At 62.2% G+C, this 22,577-nt stretch carries 19 protein-coding genes; 15 read left to right on the top strand and 4 right to left on the bottom strand.

Annotated elements, in window-relative coordinates; all coding sequences use genetic code 11:
* Positions 1-37 precede the first annotated feature (37 nt).
* Positions 38-2,212, top strand: coding sequence for an ATP-binding protein (locus I6E73_RS09620; protein ID WP_197124868.1), 2,175 nt, complete (start codon positions 38-40; stop codon positions 2,210-2,212).
* Positions 2,213-2,434: 222 nt separating this feature from the next.
* Here I6E73_RS09620 and I6E73_RS09625 read toward each other — a convergent pair whose 3' ends face one another.
* A complete protein-coding gene (locus tag I6E73_RS09625; protein WP_197124869.1) occupies positions 2,435-3,508 on the bottom strand; it encodes a LuxR C-terminal-related transcriptional regulator in 1,074 nt (357 codons plus the stop codon).
* Positions 3,509-3,585: 77 nt separating this feature from the next.
* Here I6E73_RS09625 and I6E73_RS09630 point away from each other — a divergent pair, with 77 nt between their 5' ends.
* The 4 genes from I6E73_RS09630 (at position 3,586) to I6E73_RS09645 (ending at position 9,071) form a co-directional block, all read left to right on the top strand.
* Entirely contained in the window at positions 3,586-4,200 is a 615-nt protein-coding gene (locus tag I6E73_RS09630; RefSeq protein WP_197124871.1) for a hypothetical protein, read from the top strand.
* Positions 4,201-4,336: 136 nt separating this feature from the next.
* Positions 4,337-5,359 carry a 3-oxoacyl-ACP synthase III gene (locus I6E73_RS09635; RefSeq protein ID WP_197124873.1) on the top strand — a complete coding sequence of 341 codons (1,023 nt, stop codon included), beginning with the start codon at positions 4,337-4,339 and terminating at the stop codon, positions 5,357-5,359.
* Positions 5,353-8,109, top strand: a complete 2,757-nt coding sequence (locus I6E73_RS09640; protein WP_197124875.1) for an alpha/beta fold hydrolase — start codon at positions 5,353-5,355, stop codon at positions 8,107-8,109. The genes I6E73_RS09635 and I6E73_RS09640 overlap by 7 nt, the downstream gene beginning before the upstream one ends.
* Entirely contained in the window at positions 8,106-9,071 is a 966-nt protein-coding gene (locus I6E73_RS09645) for an NAD(P)-dependent oxidoreductase (RefSeq protein WP_197125265.1), read from the top strand. The genes I6E73_RS09640 and I6E73_RS09645 overlap by 4 nt, the downstream gene beginning before the upstream one ends.
* Before the next feature lie 589 nt (positions 9,072-9,660).
* Here I6E73_RS09645 and I6E73_RS09650 read toward each other — a convergent pair.
* Positions 9,661-10,194, bottom strand: a complete 534-nt coding sequence (locus I6E73_RS09650; RefSeq protein WP_197110055.1) for a bacterial transcriptional activator domain-containing protein — start codon at positions 10,192-10,194, stop codon at positions 9,661-9,663.
* Between the two features lie 392 nt (positions 10,195-10,586).
* Here I6E73_RS09650 and I6E73_RS09655 point away from each other — a divergent pair, with 392 nt between their 5' ends.
* The 6 genes from I6E73_RS09655 (at position 10,587) to I6E73_RS09680 (ending at position 18,270) form a co-directional block, all read left to right on the top strand.
* A complete protein-coding gene (locus tag I6E73_RS09655; protein WP_197124877.1) occupies positions 10,587-10,781 on the top strand; it encodes a hypothetical protein in 195 nt (64 codons plus the stop codon).
* A 205-nt stretch (positions 10,782-10,986) separates the two neighbouring features.
* On the top strand, positions 10,987-13,080 hold the full coding sequence (locus I6E73_RS09660) for a hypothetical protein (RefSeq protein ID WP_197124879.1): 2,094 nt from the start codon (positions 10,987-10,989) through the stop codon (positions 13,078-13,080).
* A complete protein-coding gene (locus tag I6E73_RS09665) occupies positions 13,073-14,365 on the top strand; it encodes a hypothetical protein (protein WP_197124881.1) in 1,293 nt (430 codons plus the stop codon). The genes I6E73_RS09660 and I6E73_RS09665 overlap by 8 nt, the downstream gene beginning before the upstream one ends.
* A gap of 15 nt (positions 14,366-14,380) precedes the next feature.
* Positions 14,381-14,935: a hypothetical protein gene (locus tag I6E73_RS09670; protein ID WP_197124883.1), complete on the top strand. Its 555-nt coding sequence runs from the start codon at positions 14,381-14,383 to the stop codon at positions 14,933-14,935.
* A gap of 10 nt (positions 14,936-14,945) precedes the next feature.
* The gene (locus I6E73_RS09675) at positions 14,946-16,190 is read left to right on the top strand and encodes a hypothetical protein (protein ID WP_197124885.1); all 1,245 of its coding nucleotides are present in this window, start codon (positions 14,946-14,948) and stop codon (positions 16,188-16,190) included.
* 1 nt (position 16,191) lies between these two features.
* Complete coding sequence (locus I6E73_RS09680; protein WP_197124894.1) at positions 16,192-18,270, top strand: peptidoglycan-binding protein; 2,079 nt, start codon at positions 16,192-16,194, stop codon at positions 18,268-18,270.
* Positions 18,271-18,766: 496 nt separating this feature from the next.
* On the opposite strand, the gene I6E73_RS09685 is transcribed toward I6E73_RS09680, so the two are convergent.
* Both I6E73_RS09685 and I6E73_RS09690 read right to left on the bottom strand, forming a co-directional pair.
* Positions 18,767-19,375 carry a hypothetical protein gene (locus I6E73_RS09685; RefSeq protein WP_197124896.1) on the bottom strand — a complete coding sequence of 203 codons (609 nt, stop codon included), beginning with the start codon at positions 19,373-19,375 and terminating at the stop codon, positions 18,767-18,769.
* Between the two features lie 256 nt (positions 19,376-19,631).
* Positions 19,632-19,916 carry a hypothetical protein gene (locus I6E73_RS09690; RefSeq protein WP_197124898.1) on the bottom strand — a complete coding sequence of 95 codons (285 nt, stop codon included), beginning with the start codon at positions 19,914-19,916 and terminating at the stop codon, positions 19,632-19,634.
* Between the two features lie 126 nt (positions 19,917-20,042).
* Here I6E73_RS09690 and I6E73_RS09695 point away from each other — a divergent pair, with 126 nt between their 5' ends.
* The 4 genes from I6E73_RS09695 to I6E73_RS09710 all read left to right on the top strand — a co-directional run bounded on the left by I6E73_RS09695 (position 20,043) and on the right by I6E73_RS09710 (position 22,574).
* Positions 20,043-20,198 carry a hypothetical protein gene (locus I6E73_RS09695; RefSeq protein ID WP_197124900.1) on the top strand — a complete coding sequence of 52 codons (156 nt, stop codon included), beginning with the start codon at positions 20,043-20,045 and terminating at the stop codon, positions 20,196-20,198.
* A gap of 124 nt (positions 20,199-20,322) precedes the next feature.
* Positions 20,323-21,261 (top strand): TIR domain-containing protein, encoded by a 939-nt coding sequence (locus tag I6E73_RS09700; RefSeq protein ID WP_197124902.1) that lies wholly within the window; start codon positions 20,323-20,325, stop codon positions 21,259-21,261.
* Between the two features lie 13 nt (positions 21,262-21,274).
* On the top strand, positions 21,275-21,739 hold the full coding sequence (locus tag I6E73_RS09705; RefSeq protein WP_197124904.1) for a hypothetical protein: 465 nt from the start codon (positions 21,275-21,277) through the stop codon (positions 21,737-21,739).
* Between the two features lie 22 nt (positions 21,740-21,761).
* Entirely contained in the window at positions 21,762-22,574 is an 813-nt protein-coding gene (locus tag I6E73_RS09710; RefSeq protein ID WP_197124906.1) for a GIY-YIG nuclease family protein, read from the top strand.
* Positions 22,575-22,577: the final 3 nt, after the last annotated feature.

Raw genomic sequence — 22,577 nt, forward strand, 5'->3', positions numbered from 1 at the left:
CAGCGTGCGCACCGATACTCTGGCAGCGGAGGTTCGAATGAGTGATGAGAATTCTGTTGAGTTTAGCTTCAGCTGGCTTGCGCTTCGGCTGTTGGGGAGAGGACTGTACTCAAATCCTTGGAGTGCATTATCCGAGCTTGTCGCTAATGGGTTCGATGCGGGCGCGGACACGGTCTATCTATACATAGACATGAAAGACAAGACAAAGGCAACTGTCGAAGTATTTGACAATGGCACGGGCATGGACGTTGACGGCCTAAAACTTTACGCGACAGTGGGTTACGACAAACGAGCCGCTGCGCAAGTATCACTCGATGCTCAGATGAAAGACGATGACAGCGACGTCATCGAAAAGCCTCCGGCTACCGATTACATGGGCCGAAAAGGCATCGGCAAATTAGCCGCCTTATACCTATCCCAGGAATTTTTCATACGAACGAAGACCAATACCTCAGACTCAACATGGACACTCGACGCTGGAGCGGCATCCAATGAGCCGGACGGGATCCCATCTCTACAACGCTCAGAAGGCTTGCCGCCGAGTCCAGTCTTGGGCAGGTGGGAGCCGTTCGATACGGGGACGTTCGTGAGCCTCCGCAACGTCGATTTGCGCGGGTACGGTGAGCAAGGGCTGAAGATGCTACGCGCTCGACTCGCGAACCAATTCCTGCTAAAAGCACGAGATAAGAATGAGTCGACTCGCGAGATCAAAGTTCGGGTAGATGGCAATGACGATACAAAAGAATCTGACTTTAAACGAGCTCAAAAACGAATCGCGTTCGGCAACTTAGCCTACGTGGAAACCAATTTTCCCAACTATGCGGACATGCCTAAACAGCTCACTAACGAGGCAGCCGAAGTTCTCTTGCCCGCGCCAGGCTTGTTGGACAAAATGTACCGGCACGAACGCTCGATCCATCGTTTTGTCGCAAGCCCCGATACGGCAAGCCCTGAATGGAAGAATATTGCGGAACGGGTTGATATCGAAAAGTCCGAGTTCGACGGGTACAAATACGAACTAACTGGCTGGCTAGGTGTGCACGCGAGTATTGAGAAAGATGCGGCGCGACTGAACGACCCGTTATTCGACAAGAATCGTTACTATAACCCCGCACAAATCCGACTCTACGTTCGAGGAAAGCTGGCGAGCGATCGCCTTCTCGGGCAACTCGGCCTCACCGGAACCTACACAAACTACATCGAAGGCGAGATTAGTTTCGACTTCCTAGACCACGATGAATTCCCCGACATCGCCACATCAAATCGCCAGGATTACGATGAAACCGACGGCAGAGTAAAGCTGCTTCGCGCATTGCTCAGGCCACTCGTGCGCGGGCTCGTCAGCAAGCGACAGAATCTCGCGAAAGAAATTCGGAAGCTCGAATCCGACCGCAAACAGAAAGCCGCAGCCGCGGGAAAAGAGCAATTCGCCAAGACGCTCAACAGCGACCTTGCCAGCATGAGCGAGCTATCGGAAGACACGAGAAACGAAATCCAATTTCTCGCAGTCAACAAAATCAAGGGGGCTGTAGAAGCCAAGACGGATTACCGGATTTTTATCTCGCACTCAAGTGCCGACGCTGCATTCACGAACTTCCTGTACGAACTCTTGCTTTCTCGTGGAGCCCAGCCGAACGAAATCTTTTACACATCGAAGCCCGATGAAATATCGCAATACAGCGACCCGAACGCGCTCGCGTCCGTGGTGCGAGAATCAATCAGATCGGCAAATACACTTCTTTTCTACTTCGTGAGCCACAACTTTCGAGCGAGTCAATACTGCATGTTCGAGGGCGGAGCTGGCTGGGTTACCCGCTCAGTTAGGGAGTTCCTAATGCTCTCGACGACCTACAGTGAGATTCCGAGCTTCCTGACACAGGGCGAGTCCCAGATGAGTTTGCTGGATGGCACAGGTGGAATTACTCTCCGCCCAGACCTTCACAATTACATAATCGAATGCCTACTGAACCCGATGATTTCACACCTCAATCGAGGTCGAGAAATTGAGGGAACAAGGGAGATGAACCTATTCGAGAAGAGTGAGTTCCCGACGCAAGTTATCTTGGATCGTGAGAGTAAGGTGAAGGAAGATTATTTCGATCCAACAATTGTTGAGCACTGGGCTTCGCATATCGGGCCGAAAGCTACCGAATATATCGAGCTCCGCGCTAAAGCAAGCAGGCGGGCGAAGGCAGCCAGCGACGCTGAATAGAACTTTCTCTGCCACGACTCGCGTGAAAAAGTTGCGGGCTAGTAGGACTGTGTTCTCGCGTCAAGTCAAGCCGTCATGAAGAGGCTCAATCGTTTTTGTTCGGAGCGCGGAAGCCGCGGCGAAGACCCTCTAACTGCCTGTTAGCGTTCGAAGCTTCTCCGCTGCCACACGGCTTTCGTTTCGGATAGACGAGGGAAGAATCAGTTGCCGCCAGAACGCATTTTATTTATGTCGCTGGTTATTTATCGGCGACGAAATGGGTCGACTCACTCCAAAACTAGTGAGCTTGCGCAACCGCAGCACCGCCGCAGCACGACTAGTCACCTCAAGCACCCGAAACACCCCTTCGAGGTGCTTCTTCACGGTCGACTCCGACATGCCTAGTTCGCGCGCGAGCTCGTTATTCGAACCTCCGGTGCGCGCGAGGGTGAGCAGCACTTCGGCCTGACGACGGGTGAGGCCCGCCACCAAGAGCGCGTTCGTGTCGGCAGCGACATCCTGTTGCCGGCGCAGCAGCAGCACCGTAGGGCCCAGCCGCACCGGATGCACGATGCAGTGCCACCGGTGCGTGCCGATGAGCACATCGTGACGAGAATCGTTGCCGGGCGCGTGCGCGGTGTCGGCGATGATCGACGCGAGGCTGTCGGGAACACGGGCTCCGGCATCCAATACCGTTGACGACGACGCCTCCACCACGCCATCCGAGCGCACTGAAACGACCGCCCAGGCGTAGCGATCCATCTCCGCATCCACGAGGCGGGAACGCTCCGCGTCGAGCGAAGAACGGTGGTGCATCGCGAGATGACCGCTCAGGGCGTCCATGACGGCAACGTCGCGGTCGCTGAACTCCCCCATCTGCTCGCTACGGTTCAGGGCATAAGCGACCACGACATCCGGCGGCGACGGCAACTGCGTCACCAGCTGAAAGCGCACACCGAACGGTCCATAGAAGTGGCGGTAGAGTTCGGTTTCGGTGAAAGCCGCGCCACCCGCAACATCGCAGAAGCGAATAGCGCCGAGCCCGCGCTCGGAGTTCGCGGCGGCGTTCAACGGGTGCTGGTGAAAGTACTTGTCGTACTCGGGCTTGAGCCGGGTCGCTTTAGCAATCTCGCTGGCGGGGGACATGACGTAGCGAAAGTCACTGGCGGCGAGCACCATGTCATTGAAGGATGCACTGTCGCAGTCGATGACTTCGCGCACAGCCTTGAGCACATCCGCAAATTCGAGGGGCGGATGCTGCGTAAGCCGACTGGCAACTCGCAGGACAGCTTGCGCATCAGAATCGCTGAGTCCCATGCTCAAATACCCTACCCGCGCGGCTACGCCGAAAGACGTATTGCACAACCACTCTGCCGGCGAGGAACCTTGATCTCATGACAACTGCGCACTCATCCCTCATGCCCTTTTCCGTTCTCTGGGCGCGCAAAGCACGGCTCGCGGCGATCGTGCTCGCCATCAGCGCGACGCTCGCAGCGTGCTCCCCCGCCGCCGACCCCGCAGACTCCACCACGACTGAGGAAACGACGACAGCGGATGAGACCACGGGTGACGAGGAAACGACAGAGGAGCCCGCTACCGGCGGCCTCAGTACCGACGATGTCGGTAACGCCACACTCCGCATCAATGGCGTCGAGTTTCCGGACTTCACCGGGGACTGCGAGATCAGCCGCGGGTTCGGCGCCGAAGACGTGGGAGATCTCAACGACGGCGACATCGTCACGATCATTGGCATCGACAACGTCGACGCCCACGAAGACATGCTGATGAACTACATCGCGCTCAACGAGGAGAGCTTCCGCTTCCGTGACCAAGAGGCGGCCGCTGGGGTCGGCAACAACGCCAACGGCACCATCTCGACGTTGACAGAGATCAGCGAGAGAACGCCCGATGGAAGCCGCGACATCGTCGAAGTTCGCTTTGCCGGCGCCTTCGAAGACGGCACGCCGATCGAGGCAGATGTCGTCTGCGAACTGCAGAACAAATTCTAGTTCGCGTCCTCAGCCGCCGACTGTCTCGCGACACGCGCGAACGCCGCTCGCGCTACCAGAAGGCAAGGCTCAGCCAACTGGCGTAAACTAGGCCTCTTGCTTACTGAGCCCGCGGGGCTCGCTCGACGGAGGTTCCGTGGCCGGAAATGCCAACACGCGCTTCAACAATGTTTCCCTGTTGTCGGTCGCGAGCACACTACCCAGCCGGGTAACCACATCAGAAGACCTTGAGGCGCGCCTCGCGCCGGCGTTTTCGCGCCTTGCGCTGCCCAGCAGACTTCTGCAACGGGTGGCCGGTGTACTTGAACGTCGCAATTGGGCTCTCGGCGAAACATCCGACGACGCCACCGTCGCCGCGGGTCAACGCGCGCTAGCCGAAGCCGGAGTGGATGCCTCTGAAGTCGGTCTCCTTATTAACACCTCAGTCAGCCGAAAGCACCTTGAGCCTTCGGTGGCGGTGCGCCTGCACCATGGCCTCGGACTGCCCAGCTCGGCCATCAACTTCGACGTCGCGAACGCGTGCCTCGGCTTCGTGAGCGGCATGAACCTTGCGGCGAACATGATCGAGTCGGGCCAGATCCGCTACGCGATCATCGTCAATGGCGAAGACGCCGACGACATCCAAACCAATACGATCGACCGTCTCCTGAAGCAGGATTCCGATCGTGACGGCTTCATGAGTGAATTTGCCTCGCTCACGCTCGGTTCCGGAGCCGCTGCTGCCGTACTCGGACGCACCGACGAGCACCCGGCCGGGCATCCGATTCTCGGTGGCGTCACTCGCGCGGCAACGCAGTTCCACGAACTCTGTGTCGGCAGCGTCGACGGTATGTTCACCGACGCGAAAGCCCTTCTCAAAGGTGGCCTCGACCTCGTCGTTTCGGCGTGGAAAGAAGCATCCACCGAATGGGACTGGTCCGCCATGGATCTCTACGTCACGCACCAGGTGTCGTCCGTGCACACCAACGCGATCGTCAAGGCTGCGAAGCTCGACCGCGATCGCGTGCCCACCACCTTCCCGCAGTACGGCAACGTTGGCCCCGCGTCGATTCCCATCACCCTCGACGAAGCGCAAGGGTCTCTCAAGAAGGGCGACCGCGTTCTCCTGATGGGCGTGGGTTCCGGCCTCAACACCGCAATGATGGAGCTCGCATGGTGACTGAAGCCGCTTCCCGCCCGCCGCACGACCTGCCCGGGCTCGACCCGCGCTTCAGCCGAGTTACCGCTGTACCCGGAAGTGGTCTGGATGCGGGACTCACCCGCGACTGGCACTACCTCGACACCGGCGACGAGTTGGCTCGCCTCGGCGTGCCCGTTGCCGGCACTATCTTGGCCGTTCACGGCAACCCGACGTGGTCTTACTACTGGCGCGAACTACTGACGCAATCGGTGCAGGCTGCTGAAGCCGAGGCTGGGGCTGGTGACGGGTCTGGGGCTACGGCACCCGCGTGGCGGATCATCGCCGTCGACCAGCTCGACATGGGCTTCTCGGAGCGCACCGGCATCCATCGTCCGCTCGCTCAGCGGGTCGCCGATCTGACCGCCTTCACCGATGCACTCTCTCTTGACGGCCCCGTCATCTCGCTCGGTCACGACTGGGGCGGCGTCGTCTCTCTCGGTTGGGCAGTCGATCACCCGGAGCAGCTCTCGGGCGTCATGCTGTTGAACACAGCGGTTCATCACGAAACCGGCAAGCCAATCCCCGCGCCGCTGCGGCTAGCTCGAGCACGCGGGATGCTGGCGGCATCCACCGTGCGCACCCCCGCGTTCTTAGAGACCACGCTGGCGCTCACCTCTGAACCGCTCGACCCAACGGTGAAGGATGCCTACCGTGCGCCGTACCGCACGGCAGCGCGTCGCGGAGGAATCGGCGGCTTCGTTGCCGACATTCCCGTTGATGCGCAGCACGAAAGCTACAACGAGCTCGACCGCATCGCGACCGCCGTTGCCAAGATCGATCTGCCGGCGCTCATGCTGTGGGGGCCGCGCGATCCGATTTTCAGCGACTACTACCTCGACGACCTCATCGAGCGACTTCCGCACGCAAACGTGCACCGCTTTGAGCGTGCCGGACACCTCGTTGCCGAAGACGTTCCCTATGCAGAATCAGTGCTGACTTGGCTCGGCGACAATGCCGCGAGTCTCGCGAACCCGGGCTCAGCCTCGCCGTCGCCGCGGGAAGCGCTCGCTGCAGCATCCGCATCCGCCGATGCAGACGATTCGAGCTTCGTGCCGCTCTGGCGCAACCTCGATGAACGCGCAGACGACACCACCACCGCCGTGATCGACATGTCGACGCGCGGGCAACGCGGCCCCCAGCAGGTCAGCTGGCGACAGCTCTCGGACCGCGTAAGCCAGATCGCCGCCGGCCTCACCGCGATCGGTGTGACGAAGGGTCAGCGGGTCTCGTTGCTCGTACCGCCCGGCCCCACGCTCACTGCCGTGGTCTACGCCTGCCTGCGCATCGGCGCCATCATCGTCGTCGCGGATGCCGGCCTCGGTGTCAAGGGACTCACTCGTGCCGTGCGCGGATCGTGGCCCGACTTCATCATCGGCGAAGCCCCCGGCCTCACCGCCGCCCGCACGCTCGGCTGGCCCGGAGTGCGCATCTCCACCGCGAAACTGCCCAAGGTTTCCGCCGCAACACTCGGAGTTTCGTACAGCCTGCGCGACCTCATCACGCTCGGCGCCGACACTCCCCTCCCCGCCGAACCGCGGTCAGGGGATGACGCAGCGATCCTCTTCACCTCGGGCTCAACCGGCCCGGCCAAGGGTGTCGTTTACCGTCACGGCCAGCTTTCTGCGCTCCGCGATGTGCTCGCACGCCACTTCGACGTCACCGCCGACACCGGACTCGTCACCGGGTTCGCGCCCTTCGCCCTGTTGGGTCCGGCACTCGGCACACGATCAGTGACACCTGCGATGGATGTCTCCTCTCCCCGCACTCTCACCGCCCGCGCAGTCGCGGCTGCAGTGGAAGCATCCGGGGGCAGCATGGTGTTCCTCTCCCCCGCCTCGATCCTCAATGTCGTGGCAACCGCGGGAGATCTCACCGCGCACGACCGCAGCGAACTCGAGCGCGTGCGCACGTTCCTCTCCACTGGTGCACCGATCGGCGCAGAACTGCTCGCCTCGGCAGCCACCATCATGCCGAACGCAACACCGCACTCGCCCTACGGCATGACCGAATGTCTCTTGGTGACGGACATCACGCTCGACGGAATTCGCGCGGCCGCCGGTGGCGCTCATACCGGTGTGTGCGTGGGCAAGCCCATCGGCGAGAACCGCATTCGCATCAGCGCGCTCGACTCCGATGGCGCCGCGACCGGAACCCCGAGCACTGAGCCCGTAGTTCTTGGCGAGATCATCGTCTCGGCGCCGCACCTCAAGGACCACTACGATCGCCTGTGGCTCACCGATCGCGCCGCTGCGCGCGAGACCGCTGTCGACACCGATGACGTTGACGCACCGACCGCACCCGACGTGCCCTCCGCACGCTGGCACCGCACCGGAGACGTTGGCCACCTCGATGAACTCGGCCGCCTCTGGGTCGAAGGCCGCCTTCCTCACGTGATTGTGACAGCAACGGGCCCGATCGCACCGGTCGGCGCCGAGCAGGATGTCGAGGGCGTCGCCGCCGTGCGCCGTGCTGCAGTTGTGGGCGTCGGCCCGCACAAGCTGCGCCAAGCAGTCGCGGTGGTGGAAACCATCTCGCCGACCCGCAAGCCTGGCCTCGCGGATCCCGAACTGACGGCAGCCATCCGCGCGAGCACGACCCTTCCGCTCGTGGCCGTACTTGCTGTTCCTCAGCTTCCGACGGACATCCGCCACAACTCCAAGATCGACCGCACACGGTTGTCCGAGTGGGCCGAGCGACTGCTGGCTGGCGGAAAGCCGACCGCACCATGATCGTGCTCGTCACCGGTGCATCCGGATTTCTCGGTCGCGCGGTTGCCGCAGAAGCAGTCGCCGCGGGGCACGACGTGCGCACGCTGCAACGACGGCCTTCTGGCGTCGACGGTGTCACCGACTTCCTCGGTTCGATTACTGACCCGGAGAACGTCGCGACTGCGATGGAAGGCGTCGAAGGCGTCATCCACCTCGCCGCGAAAGTATCGCTCGCCGGCGACCCGCACGCCTTTCACGCGGTCAACGTCGAGGGAACTCAACTCGTTCTTGCCGCGGCCGAAGCAGCGGGTGTTTCTCGCTTCGTGCAGGTGTCATCACCCTCCGTAGCGCACGCCGGCTCCGCGTTAGCCGGGGTTGGTGCCGAGCCTGCGTCACCCGAACACGCGCGCAGCGAATACGCGCGAACAAAGGCGCAAGCCGAACTGCTCGCTCTCGCCAGCGATTCCGACCGGATGCGCGTGGTTGCCATCCGGCCGCACCTCGTCTGGGGTCCTGGTGACACCCAGCTCGTTGGCCGCATCGTCGACCGAGCTCGCCGTGGACGCTTGCCCCTCCTCAATGGCGGCACCGCCCTCATCGACACGACCTACGTCGACAACGCCGCATCCGGAATTCTCGCTGCCCTGCACCGCGCCGACGTCGCCCACGGCAAGGCCTACGTTCTCACCAACGGCGAACCGCGTCCCGTTGCCGACATCCTGGCGGGCATCTGCCTCGCTTCGGGGGTTCAGCCTCCGCGCTGGAGTGTCCCGGCGGCCGTTGGACGCACCGCTGGCTCGCTCGTCGAACGAGTGTGGGCCGTGCGCCCCGGAGTCGACGAACCACCCATGACCCGCTTTCTTGCCGAACAACTTTCGACAGCGCACTGGTTCGATCAGCGCGACATCCGCGAGGCGCTGGACTGGTCGCCCGCCGTGAGTATTGACGAAGGCCTACGCCGACTCGCCCGTCACGAGCGTTAGCGGGTACGCTCGGGGCACGAGCCACTCGGCTCACAGGAGGACAACGTCATGGCCGATAAATCACCCAAGAAATCATCCGGCAAGACTGTAGCCAGCAAGTCTCTCAAAGAGAAGCGCGCTGACAAGAAAGACAAGGCCGCCGGCAAGCGCAAGGACTAACACTCGCTCAGCGGCGCGGGTGCTTCTGCAAACAGAAGCATCCTCCCCGCTGATGGGCAGTTGGGCACCAATACCGCAGCCCACGCGCCGCGCTCCATGTCCGCACTCAGCCGCGAATTAATCTGAACTACCAGTTGAAAACGTAGGTTGAACGGTGCGTAGAACTGGCGGTAGGGGTCGGTGGGGTGACATCCGCGCACTCAATAGGCGGATGCTCCGTGAACCGGCTCCGGAACTCGACCGGGAATGGTCCTGGCCTGAGAGAAGTCCTCAAAGAGAGACTGGTCTTCACATCGTTATGGGTAGCCACCCCTGAAGCACGTCCACCAAGCCAAGTCAGCGCATCGAGCCAGTTTCCTATTCGCAGGCACGCGGCTCGAAGCTTTCCGAGGATCGTTGCGGAGAAAAGGAGCGTCGGTCCGCGTGCGTCCTACCGTCGCGCTGATGCCCTAGCAAGGCCTAGGTTTGCCACCAGCCCCGTAAGTTGCGCGGAAGGGGCGACCCCGAGTTCGGTATCCAGAATCGCTGTGTAGTGCTTGACGTGGGCCAACGCGTCGGAGATATTGCCCTCGGCGAGGAATGCGGCGACGAGCGCTCTGCGTGGGCTCTCACGCATCGGCTCCACCGCGATCGCGGCAAGTGCAGACTCGATCGCCTGCGCGAACTGACCCTTGCGACGGTACGACGCGGACATCTGCTCGAGAGCGTGCAGCGCCGTCATCCGAAAATGTTCACGCTCGATGTACACCCAGTCGTCGTCCCAGTCGGGCAGGAGCTCGTGCGCAAACCAGCCAAGCGGCACCACCACGCCTTCGTCGGGGTCGTGACCAGACGCGAGTGTGTCGGCAACACGGATGACGAGGTCGACGTCGGCCTCCACCTCCGCACCGATCCATAGCATCTCGGCCTCGCCCTGAATGAGTTCGGGGAGCACCTTGCGCAGCCGCCACAGCGTAGATCTCAAGCAGGCGAATGCGTGATCCTGAGACGAATTAGGCCAGAGCACACCCGCGGCGCGTGATCGTGGCACCGGCTGATGCTGCAGTCCAAGGTAGGCGACGAGTCGCGTCGCACTGGCCGGAATCGGGCGTGGCCTCCCGTCCTGGGTTACAGCAAACCCATTTAGCAACGTGAGGTGCGTCCCACTTAGCGCGCCCATGTCCCACTCTCCACGGTCATCGTCGGCCCCTCCACGGGTCATCAATCGCGTGCCCACCACTCGCGGCTGGACCTCCACTTTATGACTGTTTGTCCTAGTTTGCTTCGATTGCGTCACCGCACTGTCACCGAGCGCTGTCGAGCGCGGAGATGCAACGGTGATGACGCGGTGATGGTCACGCGATCAACATCGATGCTATGGATGAGGCACAACCACACGACGCCATGCTCTTCATCGCGGTGTGGATCGAGGGCGGCCCGGAGCGGGCACTGCGAGTGAAAATCACCACCGTGGGCGATTACGCCGACGCAGACTTTTACGCCACCACGGTTTCGGAGGCAGTTACTCGAGTGGAGCGGTGGCTACGCCGTCAAGAAATGTCGCAGCGGTGACGCTGCCATCACGCAGCGGTAACACTGCAGGCGTCATCGTGAGTCTCGCAGCAGTCCACTACAGCGGTCGTTGGGAGCAATCATGGAAACGGTTCACGGCACGTACGGCACGACAAGCGAGTCCTACCCCCCTGCATTTACGCCGCTTGTCGAGCCAAATCAACTCCGAGAAGCGGGCGCCGACCCTCTCCATTCCCAGTCCCCTATGACCTCGCCCTTCGCTGAAAGTTTCGCGACGCTCACCGAGGAAGAGTGGGAGGGCCAGGCACTCGAAGACCTCGCGAGCGAGATGGAGGATGAACAGTTCTCGGCTGCTGTCGACAGTCTGGTTAATGAAGCCGCGCGGCGCCATCTCAGTGCGATGTCTGGGTGGCGCGAAGCCGAAGGCGGCTCTGCACTTGCTCAGAGCGACGTGGAGCAGTGGATGGAGTCCATCGTCTCCGAGGCGGAATACATGATCGATGAGTTGGAGCGAGAACACGAAGGACAGTCGCTCGAATGGTTTTCTGAACTCGAGCTCGAAAACGAGTTGTTTGGCGCCGACGAATACGAGGATAACGCTGGTAATCCGCTCGACTCTCAAGAACTCTTTTTCAAAGCGCTGCGGCGCAAGTTCAAGAAGGTAGTGGGTTTCGCCAAGAAGGCCATCAAGAAGGGCGTGAAGTTCATCGGCAATTTGAACCCGCTCAAGCGCATCTTCGCCGCCATCAAAAAGGCAGTGCGCCCGCTGCTCAAGCGTGTCTTGCGCCGCGTGCTCGGTAAACTGCCACCACCATTGCGTGCCGTCGCGGTCCGTGTGGCTAAGAGGTTGGGGATCAACACCGAGGTCAGTGAGCTCACCGAGGCCGAGGCGTTTGACCTTGACGTCGCGGGCGAACTCTTCGCCCCGGCGTTCAACACCGAGGGCGACTTTGAATACGAATCCGAGAATGAGGGCGCGCCCGGTGGCGACTCCTATGAGGCCGACGTTGCTACGCTCGATCGAGCACGCGACCGCCTTGCACACCAGCTCGCAGAAATGGAAAGCGGTCAGACGCCGCTGGCCGAGATGGAGCAGTTCCTGCCGGCCGTGATGCCGCTCCTCAAAATCGGCGTCAAGATTGTGGGCCGTAAGCGTGTGGTCGGCGTGGTCGCCAAGGCTCTCTCTGTCGTCATGGCCCCGCTGGTCGGGTCGCAGGCCGCAAAACTCCTTTCGCGCTACATCGCGGATTCGGGATTGAAACTCATCGGCTTTGAGGCTGAGTCTGCCGCCAACGACCCGACCCTCGGAACGTCCGCCCTCGTCGCGGCAGCTGAGGCGGCCGTGGCCCATGTCGCGACCCTCGACGAGTCTGTCCTTGACGACGACCGGCTGCTAGAGGGTGAGGTGCAGGCCGCTTTCGCGGAGGCGGCCGCGCAACACATACCCGCTGCGCTCCTGCGCCCTGAGTTCGTGGACCCGTCGGCTGAGGGCGGAGTGTGGGTGTCGATGCCACGGGCAACCGCGCCAGTATTTCGCTACAAGAAGTTCAGCCGGGTGATCCCACTGCGGGTGCACAAGTCGCTCGCGCAGTCGGTGCGATTCACCAACGGAGAGACCCTAGAGTCGCGGATGCTCGAAGCAGGGGTCGCGGAGTGGCCCGCTGAGGGCGAACTGGAACTGTATGAGTTCCTGCCAGGTGGTGAGGTGGGCCACCTCACGGAGTACGAGTCAGACGGTGAAGCCTCGACCGCCGACGAGTTCGACGAGTTTTCTGAGGAAGTCGCCGGGATGCTGGCTCGCAACCGGCGCCTCGGCAGCAACGCCCGCGGGCGCGGGTCGCGGCGCCGGGTTTTCCGGATCAAGGTTGCGGGCAAGCGACTGCGCAAGCGTTCGCCGTTCTCGGTTCGACTCGACCTCTCGTCGCCACGACCCGAGATCCGCCTTCTGCTGCGCGTGGGCGAGCGCAACGCCCATCGCATGGCACGCATGCTCGACGCACGCCAACTCACCGAGGTGGTGAAGGTCGCGAGGTCGGTGTTCGGCGAGACTCTGACCGCCGCGCTCGCGGCGCGGCTCGTCCACATGACCAAACGCCGCCAGATCACGATGCCCGAAGGATCCACCAAGAAATTGGCGGGAGTTCTAGTTTCTGGAGCGATGACAGCCTTCTCGAAACAGCTGCCGGGGATGGCCTCGACGCTCGGTGCCGCCGCCAAGGACGCGGCCTCCGGAGTGACGCTCATGGTGACGTTCCGCTTCGCCGACAAGGCGGCGCTGATCGCCGCGACGCCCTCGGAGCCCACGTTGTCAATCAAGGCGGGGTACCACCGTGCCTAGTGCAGCGACAAAGCGCCAGCTCGCCGCCGAAATCGCTCACTGGTCGCTCGCCATCGACGCTCTCTATGATCTGGACACAGCGGCTTCCCCCGAGGGCTGGCGATCGCTCGAAAGTTATCTGAGCCGCAAGTTGAGAGATCGCATGCACGCCATGGTCGCGGAACTGCGTTCAGAGGGAGCCGACCTAATGCGCTGGCACGATGCCGGCGGTGAACCACACGAGGTGAGGCGCCGCCTGCTCCGGCTGCGATCGCGTTACCTGCGCGCTGAGACGATCCTCGACTTCTACAGCACCGCGATCAACTCGCGATCCAATCCCACAATGGGATCGTTGCTGCGCGGCTACGACACACTGGCGACCGACTCCATGGCTGCGGCTCTGCTCCCCCTCGGGCACGAGCCCATCCCAGCACTCGTCTACGCCGCGATCGGCAAGGGAGCGAGCGTGCTGCGGGCCGATGTTCAATTGTGGGACCACGCGCACCCCTCACCGGCCGCGGCCATCAAACTCACCCGGCACAATTTGTCGCACCCCACCGCCCTGTTCCACGAGACAGGACACCAGGTATCTCACCAAATTGGGTGGAAGGCCGAGCTGGCCGAGGCGCTCGAGCGCGAGCTATCCTCGGCGTCCCGCGGCGTCGCGCTGATGTGGGCGTCGTGGTCGAGCGAGATCGCGGCTGACGTCCACGCCTGGGCGCAGAGTGGCTGGTCGTCGGTCGCGGCACTCGCCAACGTGGTGGACGGCAGCACTCGCGAGGTCTTCCACATCCGACCGGGCGACCCCCACCCGTTCCCCGCGGCACGAGTGGCATTCAACGTCGCTATGTGCCGCAGTTGGTTTGGCGCCGGTCCTTGGGACGACCTAGGTCAGGCGTGGCAGGAGCGACACGACGTCGAGAGCGCGGGACAGGCCGGCGAATTCATGACAATCAGCTCAGGGATGATGGAGCGCATCGTGGAGGTCTGCACCCGCAGGCCGATGAAGGCGTTTCAGGGCGCGACCGTCACCCACCTGATCGACCCGATGCGCGTCAGCCCTAGCGCGCTCGCCGCGCTGGCAACCCAAGCGGGACCGTCGCTCCTCACATCCACGTATCTGCGCCGGCGCGAACCGCTGCGCATCCTTGGTTTGCTCTCTGCGCGATCTCTTGAAGAGCCGCACAAGGCCGCCGAACATCGCGCGGTTCTCCGCAGTTGGGTTACCCAGGTGGGTGCCGATGCGATCGACGCCACTGGAGCGCGCACCAGCGTCACTTCGCCACCTTCAACACTAGTTGCCTAGGAAAGGAAAACCCTCATGACCACTAACGAGTCCACCGCACCCGCATCGACCGGGTGGGACGAGCGTCAATTCGAGGAGATGTTCGACAGGGCCATTGCGCGCTTCGCCGGCGGGCCGTTGTCCGCGCCTCGCGACTCCGGGCCAACGCGCGAGGAGGTGGTTCAGTCGGACACGGCATTTCGGTACGGGATGATCACTGGTTTGCTGGGGAGAACCGGGCGAGGCGGCAAGTCCACGTTCAGCGGCTTTGTGCCGTCGACGCTGCACGGCAGAACGCTCGTCATCGAAGTCTCTCCGCGTGCACGCCGCGGTGAGACGGTGGAGCTTACGCTGCGCACAAAATCGGGCGAGATCGACTACCACGACGCGGGCGAATTGTCCGACGCAGGCACCGTTGAGGTGCCAAGTCAATCGTCCGGATCCGCAGTGGTACTTGCGGTGGTGTACGACTCCGCTGGTCGCATGATCGCTGCCTCTGCGCACCCGACGAAGAGTTCGGCACATCTGCCCGAACCCGCTGTCGGCGCCCGCTCGAACTCCCCCAAATCGCCGAAATCACCCAAGAACTAGGAGAGAAGCCATGTTCCTCAATCTAGCTAACACGTTTGTAGCGCAGGGCAAGCCCGCCACATCCGTTTTTCTCGTGCACCCGGTCCAGCTCAGTCGATGGCTCGACGAGGCCTGGGCCGCGGGCGCCCTCGTGCCGCCCCTTCCGGGCGTCACTCCCCCGAACGCCGCTCCCCTGCTCGGCGCGAGCCAGATCATCGAGGACCTCAATCTGCCAACGCAGGCGGCAGGAGGGCTGATCGATCCATCCGGAATCAGCGCCACTAATCCCGACAACTGGTCGCGGGTGCGCGGGCCGCTTGAGGCTTCCCCCGGATCAGGCGGGCTGATCTGGCACCAGCTGATTTACGCGTACCTTGTCGAGAGCACCGGCGTCATGGAGATCTTCTCGGAGGTGGTGCGCCGAACGGTGCTCGGCGAGACCCTGGGCTCGCTGTCGCCCGAGAGTGTGAAGTGGCTGCGCAGCACAGAGGAACTGTTCTTCAGGGATCCACCACTGTTTTCCATCGGCGGCGTGATCAGCGAGATGCGGCCCCACGCCCGCGTGAACCGCCGCAACGCCTACTGGCGGATGTTCGGGCTCGACCTCCCGCACCAGATCCCCAGCATCTGGGGCGGCGCCACGACCCCCGACGCGTGGAAACAGGGAGTCGGGAGCGGAGTCAACCTCGACTTCCGCGAGAAGTGGACGGAGTTGTTGCGCCAGGTCTGGATGGGGCTCGAGAACCGCAAGAACGCGGCAGGAGTCAATCCCACGGATCCTTCGTACGTCGCGCTGCTGTGCCGTGCGATCCGCGACATGCTGAATCAACGCAGGCAGGGCGGCGCGCTGGCGCGCGAGGAGTTCGCGTACGTGTCCGCGCTCAGCTGGTTCGACCTGACATTGCGCTCAGACTCGCCGATCGTGAAGGACCTCAAGGCCCAGGCGAGTACGCCAGACGGGCGTCTCACGGCCATCGCAGAGCGGGTGGGAATGAAGTCCGCCACCCGAAGCCGCGAATTGCTGGAGATGGCGGAACTCTCGTCGAGCGTTCTCCGCGCCATTGAGTTGGGAATCTTCGACGATCCGGTCCAGGCCGAGGCCCTCTACTCACCCGCGTCGCAGTTGACCGAGGACATGAACGACCTCATCAACCTGTGGCAATCGGCGACGGGCGATCGGGTCAAAGAGCGTCCCACCGGCACTGCGGTGACCGCCAGCGCGCAGCCGCTGCGCGTGCCACGCCCGGAACTCGCGGCCACCCGCGCAGGTGCCTGACATGTCGACCGCAGATTACTTCGTCGCCCCGGCGTCGCCGTTTGGGGAGGTGTCGCCCGTCGATGCAGACAACGCCGCGCTGAGCGAGGGGGAGTCCTCCTCCGCCTGGGAGGACTTCGCCGACGACGAGGGACCATCTATAGCTGAACCGGTGGGTGGGGATGCCACCGCGGAGGAAGACGGTTGGGAGACATCCGAGGACGAGTGGGTGACAAGCGAGTTCTTCGACGAGGGTGCACGTGAGGCAGGCGACGAGTGGCAGCGGGAGCCAAGCGAGTCGCTGCAGGCCGAGGGCGACTTCGAGTCCGAAAAGGAGTGCGAGGTCGACGAAGAGGATGAATGGGAAGCGAGCTTTGAGGATCAGGTATCTGCCCCTGCGCCAGCTCAGGTCGGCGCGCCCCACGCTCCGGTCCCCTCTACTGGCGCCCGCTTCCCCGTGCGCTCCACCCACGCCCGGCCCACCGAGGTGAACTACAAGGCGAGCGACGGAACCGGCGTGGGAAGAAACGCGGGGCGCCGCTTCTCTGCAGGTCGACCCGCACGGGGTCCATTCACGCGGAGGCACTGCGCCGTCGATCTCAACGCCGAAATCGGCGACGAGGTTGTGGCGTGTGAAGACGGCCGCATCGTCGCGTTCTACGGGTTCTGCTGCGGACAAACTAAGACCACGTGGGCACTGCTCGTGGAACACCCACAAGTGGTCATCAACTACGGAGAGGTCTCGCCCGACTCCCTCACCCGTCACGGGCTCACGGTCGGAGACACAGTGACAGCGGGGCAAACCATCGGCCTCATTGGGCGAAACCCCGGCGGCGGGCACATGCTCCACTTCGAGATGTATACCCGAGGAACCACACGCAACAAGCGGTGGACGCACGGCCAGGCAGCACCTGCGGGACTGCTCGACCCCACGACCTACCTGCTCGCGACACTCGGCACCACAGCCTCGGTGCCGTCGCCAGCACCCCGTTCGGCCCCCACTCCGCCCACGCCAGGACCAGTGCGCCCGACTTTGAGGCGCGGCGCCCGCGGCAGTGCTGTGCGGGAGCTTCAGATCGCCCTCTCGGCGGCGGGATTCGCTACAGCCAGCGACGGCATCTTTGGCGCGGGAACGCAGGCGAGGGTCAAGGCGTTCCAGGCGGCGCGAGGGCTGAGCGCTGATGGCGTAGTTGGTCCCATCACGTGGGCGGCTCTCGTGTCACCGGCCGCAAGTGCTGCTGCGGGCGCCGCCGGGGCAGGGGCGGGATCCGCGTCGAGCACGACCTCCTCGGGAGCGGCTGGGTCTGCGTCGACGAGCGCTAACCTCGCGGGAATCGCACTCGGCACGCTCGCGTGCACGACGCCGCGGGGCACCTTCACGTACCCCTTCTCTGCGGACGACCTCATCTGGTCTGCCAAGCTGCTGGTGCACGAGGCTGGCGGCGCTGACAACGCCGACAACGCCGCCGTGCTGTGGGCGATGTTCAACCGCTTTGCGCTATTCACGCACACGGTTTATCCGACATTCACCCGTTTTATTAGGGCGTATTCCACGACACTGCAGCCAGAGTTGCGCAACCGGCGCGCGGCCGAACGACACTACAACCGGCCGAGCAGTCACTTTGTGCGCACCGGTGGCGTCTACCCGGGGACCAACATTCCCCGAGGCCAGTTGCAGCGTCACCTCGACGTGCAGCGACAGCCGTGGTCCGCCGTGAAGCTTTCCGCCCGCCAACTTGCGCAGCGCGCGCTTCAGGGCAACTTGCCTAACCCCGGCATCGGACTCGCGAGCGAGTTCGCTTCGACGCGGGTGTACTACAGGCAGAATCATGGCGGCGCGGAGCCGACACTGCAACAGTGGTTGGAGTACACCCACACGTTTGCACGGAGAAAAAACTGGCAGTTCGTGGGCGACATCTCGGGCCTCGACCCCCGCAAGAACGCTTTCTTCCTCGACAATCGCGCCCGGTCCTTGCCTACCGATGCCGTGCGTGTAATCCCGGCAACTGGCGCGCGAGAGCACGAGTGGGAGTATGAGGACGACGGAGTTGCCGAATTCGATGAGGCCTTTGGCGTGAACGAGCACTTGGATGCGGGGTGAGTGCCACGGCTAGGGACGCCAGGTTAGCCAAACCCACAATCCGTGAGTTCGGGGTATTTCAGTAGCTTGCGACAACACATAAATCACCCAAGAAATCATCCGGCAAGACTGTAGCGAGTAAGTCTCTCAAGGACTAAAACCCGCTCAGCGGCGCGGGTGCTTCTACCCACGGAGGCATCCTCACCGCTGATCGGCGGCCGGCACTGATACCGGTACCGCGATCACTCCCTGGCTTGAAGGATGACAGCTCGCGAACCGTCCACGTCGCCAGTGGCTGCCTAGTCTTCGTATAGACACTCAGCGACCGTTTCGGCCGACGCAGGGGTTGCGAGGGCGAACCAGAGAGCGTTAGCTACTCGGGGACGAACATCGTCAATATCGACTTGGCTCAGAACCCAAGTAGCGGCGGCACGAGATACATCACGGAGCGAAACGTCGCCAAGCGTGGAGATCTCCGCCGCGAGATCTGGAGCGACAGTGTTTTGTCGCACAAACTTCAACTGAGTTTCTCTCGCGCGACGCCTGCTTCGCGACAGAGGTCGCGGTAAGTGAAGAGCAAGTACACGGCGTATGCCGCCGTGGCGACCGCACCGCCGATTCCGGAGATTGCATATACAAAGGCCCACGAAGTCTCGGGGCGCGCAGCAACCAGAAACCCGATCCCCGCGAACAAGACCGCGATTGGCGCGAGAAGAAAATCAATGCGACGTCGAAAGATGAACGCTAACGGGAAGAAATGGGCTCCGATGATGAGCGCAACAGCGGGAAACACCAGACGCCACTCACCGAGTAACGCGAGCACGATCGCTACGATCCACAGCGTGCCATAAGAGATTCCCGAAAGGATTCCCATGCGCTTTCCGATAAGCGCACCTTCAGCGGTGGGCACATTGGGAAAGTTGGCGGCGTGCCGGATGTTGCGGACTGAGAGAAACACGACGACCGCGGCATAGGCGACCCCCACGACGAAAATGAGCGTCCCGACAACGGGAGCAGCGAAGATCCACCAGATCAAATACACGAGCATGAAGAACACTTGCACGATCGGCTGATACGCGGTGTTGCGCGCTGCTGAACCAAACCATTCGGGCGTGTTAGTTGACATGAGGGAATCGTAGCGGTGATGTGGAGAAGAACTCACCTCTTCGCCTCGTGAATGCGAAAAAAGGACCGTCCCGAAGGCCGATCCTTTTTCCATATTGTCGGGCTGACAGGATTTGAACCTGCGACCCCTTGTCTCAGCATCGTGGAGTCTGTCGGATACCGAGCAGTGCCGGAAACTCCGGAAACATAAGGGTCTCGATACGCCAGTGAGCGAAACTACATCTGCCGATTACTGAGGATTTAGGAGCAATCCCGAGTCAAAGTGTTGGGTAAGTGTTGGCCGAGTCTTGACGAACGACGTTTCGCAGACCGTTCACGTCGCCCGCGACTGCTTGTGCTTCGTACATGCAGTCAGCGACAGTTCCAGAGGATGCTGGGATAAAGAGGGAATACCAGAGCGCATTCGCTGTACGCGCTCGGGCAAACGCGTGGGCGTATCCCACAAGGGCTTCATCACCCGCTTCTGACTCCTGAAGGTCCCAGGCCAACTCGTCCAGTTCTTGCACGAGTTCCCACAGTTGGTCGCGAACTCGACAACTCACGCGCCGCTCCTTCAGAGCGGGGAGCGCTACGGCGGGCCAATCTCCAAATTGGATTTTGGCGTCTATCGACAACCCGAGGAAAAGCAACGGCAGCCTAAGTGCCCCCACTGTGCTCGCAGGCCGTCGGTGATCCGCACGCTCAACGGCGGATGGGCCAGCGCGGACGCCGGTACCTCGGTCAGTTCGTTCTCACTCATGCTGAGCCTCTTCATCGGATGCGACCGACGAACCCCGGATGGCTTCCTGTTGGTGAAGCCGTGGTCCAGCGAGGAGGGCGGCTGAGTATGACGGCAAGATTCAGGACGAATGCGCCGATCGGTTTCATTGTCATAAGCACATCCGGCATTGCCGATTTTTCATTCGAGTGTCGGACGCCCCGCGTACTCTGTAACTGACGCATCCCCCGATGCAGGCGGACGACGGTGAAGTAGGGATCGCAGTGGAAGAGCAGGCCAGTAACGCCAGATCAGTCTTTGTCGTGCACGGGCGCGACGAAGCACTCCGGAAGGCAATGTTCGACTTCCTCCGCAGCATCAACCTCTCCCCCATGGAGTGGAGCCATGCCGTGGAACTTACAGGCGAGGGCTCCCCCTACATCGGCCAAGTTCTGGACGCTGCGCTCGATCATGCCGCCGCTATTGTCGTGCTCATGACTCCGGATGAGATTGCCTACCTTTTGCCACAACTTGGTCATGGCGAAAACGATCCTGAGACGAAGCCCTCGGCACAAGCGCGGCCTAACGTTCTATTCGAGGCAGGAATGGCCCTGGGACGCGACGCGCGTCGGACCGTGCTCGTCGAGATAGGTGAAGTGCGGCCTTTCAGTGACGTGGCCGGACGACACTCCATCAGGCTCACAAACGATACAGCCCGTCGCCAGGAGCTCGCCACCCGCCTCAAGACCGCCGGATGTGACGTAGATCTGAAAGGAACGGACTGGCACACGACAGGCGACTTCACTGCTCCGCTGCCTCCTGGCGAGGGGCTGCCGCTCGGGCGTCGTCTGCCGTCCAACACGAAGGTGCGCAAGGCGATCGACTTTGACGTCAAGTACTTCAATAAGGGCGGGAACCGAATCGACAAGTTGCAGATCATCAACCGCGGCAGCGAAACGGCGCTCGATATCGATGTCTCACTCCCTGAAGACTCAGCCCTTAAGTTGCACGGCTTCCAGACCATCAAGAAGATCCCAGGCGGCGGACGTTCCGTGACCATCGACGTCATGGGCATGGGGCGCATGTTCGGGGGTCCGCAGATGGAGCACGCGTTCGATGTCACTGTCACCGGCCGGAGCGAAGCCGGCGAGAGCATCGTTCAAAAAATCTTCCTAGACACCAACGGTTGAGGAGCCCAACATCATGAACGACGAGATTCGAATACCTGTGAGCCTCCCACTTGATTCGGACGGCTTTATCCGCCGCGAATGCCCAAACTGCGAGCGGGAGTTCAAGTGGTTCAGCCACGAGGAAAGCGACACTAACGCTGAGGTCGTCGACCAGTACTTCTGCCCGTTGTGCGGAGCTGATGCCGGCACCGACTCGTGGTGGACGCCAGCCCAGCTGGAGTACATGAATGGCGTCAGCGGTCCTGCGATGGATCAATATGTGCAGGACTCAATCGACAAGATGTTCAAGGGCATTAAGGGAATGAAGGTCAAGCCGAACCGTTCGTTTTCTCTCGGCGTTGAGACGCCAGACGCACTCACGGAGCCGGACGACATGACGATTGTTGAGCCCCCTTGCCATCCGAACGAACCGATCAAAGTCCCGGATGGCACCCCGAAGGGGTATTGCCTGATCTGCGGCGATGCCTTCGCTGTGTAGCTGGTCGGGACGCACTTCAGCTATGGCACTCACTCTTGGTCCGCTACTGATCGACGCCGGTATTGATCCCGCGCAGGCTCTCGTAATCCGCCATGCCTTCGCACAAGAGGCCGCGGAGAGTGGCCTAACTGGCCTACATGCTGACTCGACGCACACGGAGGTCTTCGAGTACACACGGAAACAGTCGGCCGACACGAGGCGCTTCCCTGCGGTTCCGCCGCAGTTCTGGGTGGTCTTCATCAAGGAGGGCGGCGACCATGCACGCCTGTGGTCGGTGATCGAGAACCGCGGAGAGATCTCGAACAACGGCCTCATCCGGGCGTTCGATGTTGCCGAGTCCAAGCGCATGGCGGATCTGCGCAACCGTCTTGTGATCGGATGGCGGTCGCCGCGCACCTGGCGGATGAATGCGGCCACGGCCGCGAGCTATCCCGTGGTGAGCATTGCGGACGCTGAGCCAATCCCGTTTCCCGGATTCGACCGACTCGTGCTCAGTCATGTCCAGCTTCAAGCCGTCATGCGGGAGAACCGCTATGCCTCGTGGCGCACCGCGCTCTCTTCGGTGTTCGGGGTATACGTCATCACCGACACCCGAGACGGGCGCCATTACGTCGGCAAGGCGGACGGCGAGGATAGCATCCGGCAACGCTGGAGCGCCTACGCCACCAACGGGCACGGCGGCAACGTTGAGCTACGCACTCTCGACCCATCGAGTTTCCGGTTCTCGCTGCTTCGCGTCTTCGATCCTGCGACGCCGACAGGGGAAATTGACGCGGCAGAGAGTCACTTCAAGGATGCGCTCGACTCACGGCGACATGGGCTGAATCGGAACTAGTTG

It is taken from the genome of Salinibacterium sp. SWN248 (genome assembly GCF_015864575.1).
Classification (GTDB): domain Bacteria; phylum Actinomycetota; class Actinomycetes; order Actinomycetales; family Microbacteriaceae; genus Rhodoglobus.

What these genes read in the sequence shown, in the direction of transcription:
- I6E73_RS09620 (WP_197124868.1), top strand. Translation starts at nt 38, where the DNA reads ATGAGTGATGAGAATTCTGTTGAGTTTAGCTTCAGCTGGCTTGCGCTT.
- I6E73_RS09625 (WP_197124869.1), bottom strand. Translation starts at nt 3,508, where the DNA reads ATGGGACTCAGCGATTCTGATGCGCAAGCTGTCCTGCGAGTTGCCAGT.
- I6E73_RS09630 (WP_197124871.1), top strand. Translation starts at nt 3,586, where the DNA reads ATGACAACTGCGCACTCATCCCTCATGCCCTTTTCCGTTCTCTGGGCG.
- I6E73_RS09640 (WP_197124875.1), top strand. Translation starts at nt 5,353, where the DNA reads ATGGTGACTGAAGCCGCTTCCCGCCCGCCGCACGACCTGCCCGGGCTC.
- I6E73_RS09645 (WP_197125265.1), top strand. Translation starts at nt 8,106, where the DNA reads ATGATCGTGCTCGTCACCGGTGCATCCGGATTTCTCGGTCGCGCGGTT.
- I6E73_RS09655 (WP_197124877.1), top strand. Translation starts at nt 10,587, where the DNA reads ATGGATGAGGCACAACCACACGACGCCATGCTCTTCATCGCGGTGTGG.
- I6E73_RS09660 (WP_197124879.1), top strand. Translation starts at nt 10,987, where the DNA reads ATGACCTCGCCCTTCGCTGAAAGTTTCGCGACGCTCACCGAGGAAGAG.
- I6E73_RS09670 (WP_197124883.1), top strand. Translation starts at nt 14,381, where the DNA reads ATGACCACTAACGAGTCCACCGCACCCGCATCGACCGGGTGGGACGAG.
- I6E73_RS09675 (WP_197124885.1), top strand. Translation starts at nt 14,946, where the DNA reads ATGTTCCTCAATCTAGCTAACACGTTTGTAGCGCAGGGCAAGCCCGCC.
- I6E73_RS09680 (WP_197124894.1), top strand. Translation starts at nt 16,192, where the DNA reads ATGTCGACCGCAGATTACTTCGTCGCCCCGGCGTCGCCGTTTGGGGAG.
- I6E73_RS09685 (WP_197124896.1), bottom strand. Translation starts at nt 19,375, where the DNA reads ATGTCAACTAACACGCCCGAATGGTTTGGTTCAGCAGCGCGCAACACC.
- I6E73_RS09700 (WP_197124902.1), top strand. Translation starts at nt 20,323, where the DNA reads ATGCAGGCGGACGACGGTGAAGTAGGGATCGCAGTGGAAGAGCAGGCC.
- I6E73_RS09705 (WP_197124904.1), top strand. Translation starts at nt 21,275, where the DNA reads ATGAACGACGAGATTCGAATACCTGTGAGCCTCCCACTTGATTCGGAC.
- I6E73_RS09710 (WP_197124906.1), top strand. Translation starts at nt 21,762, where the DNA reads ATGGCACTCACTCTTGGTCCGCTACTGATCGACGCCGGTATTGATCCC.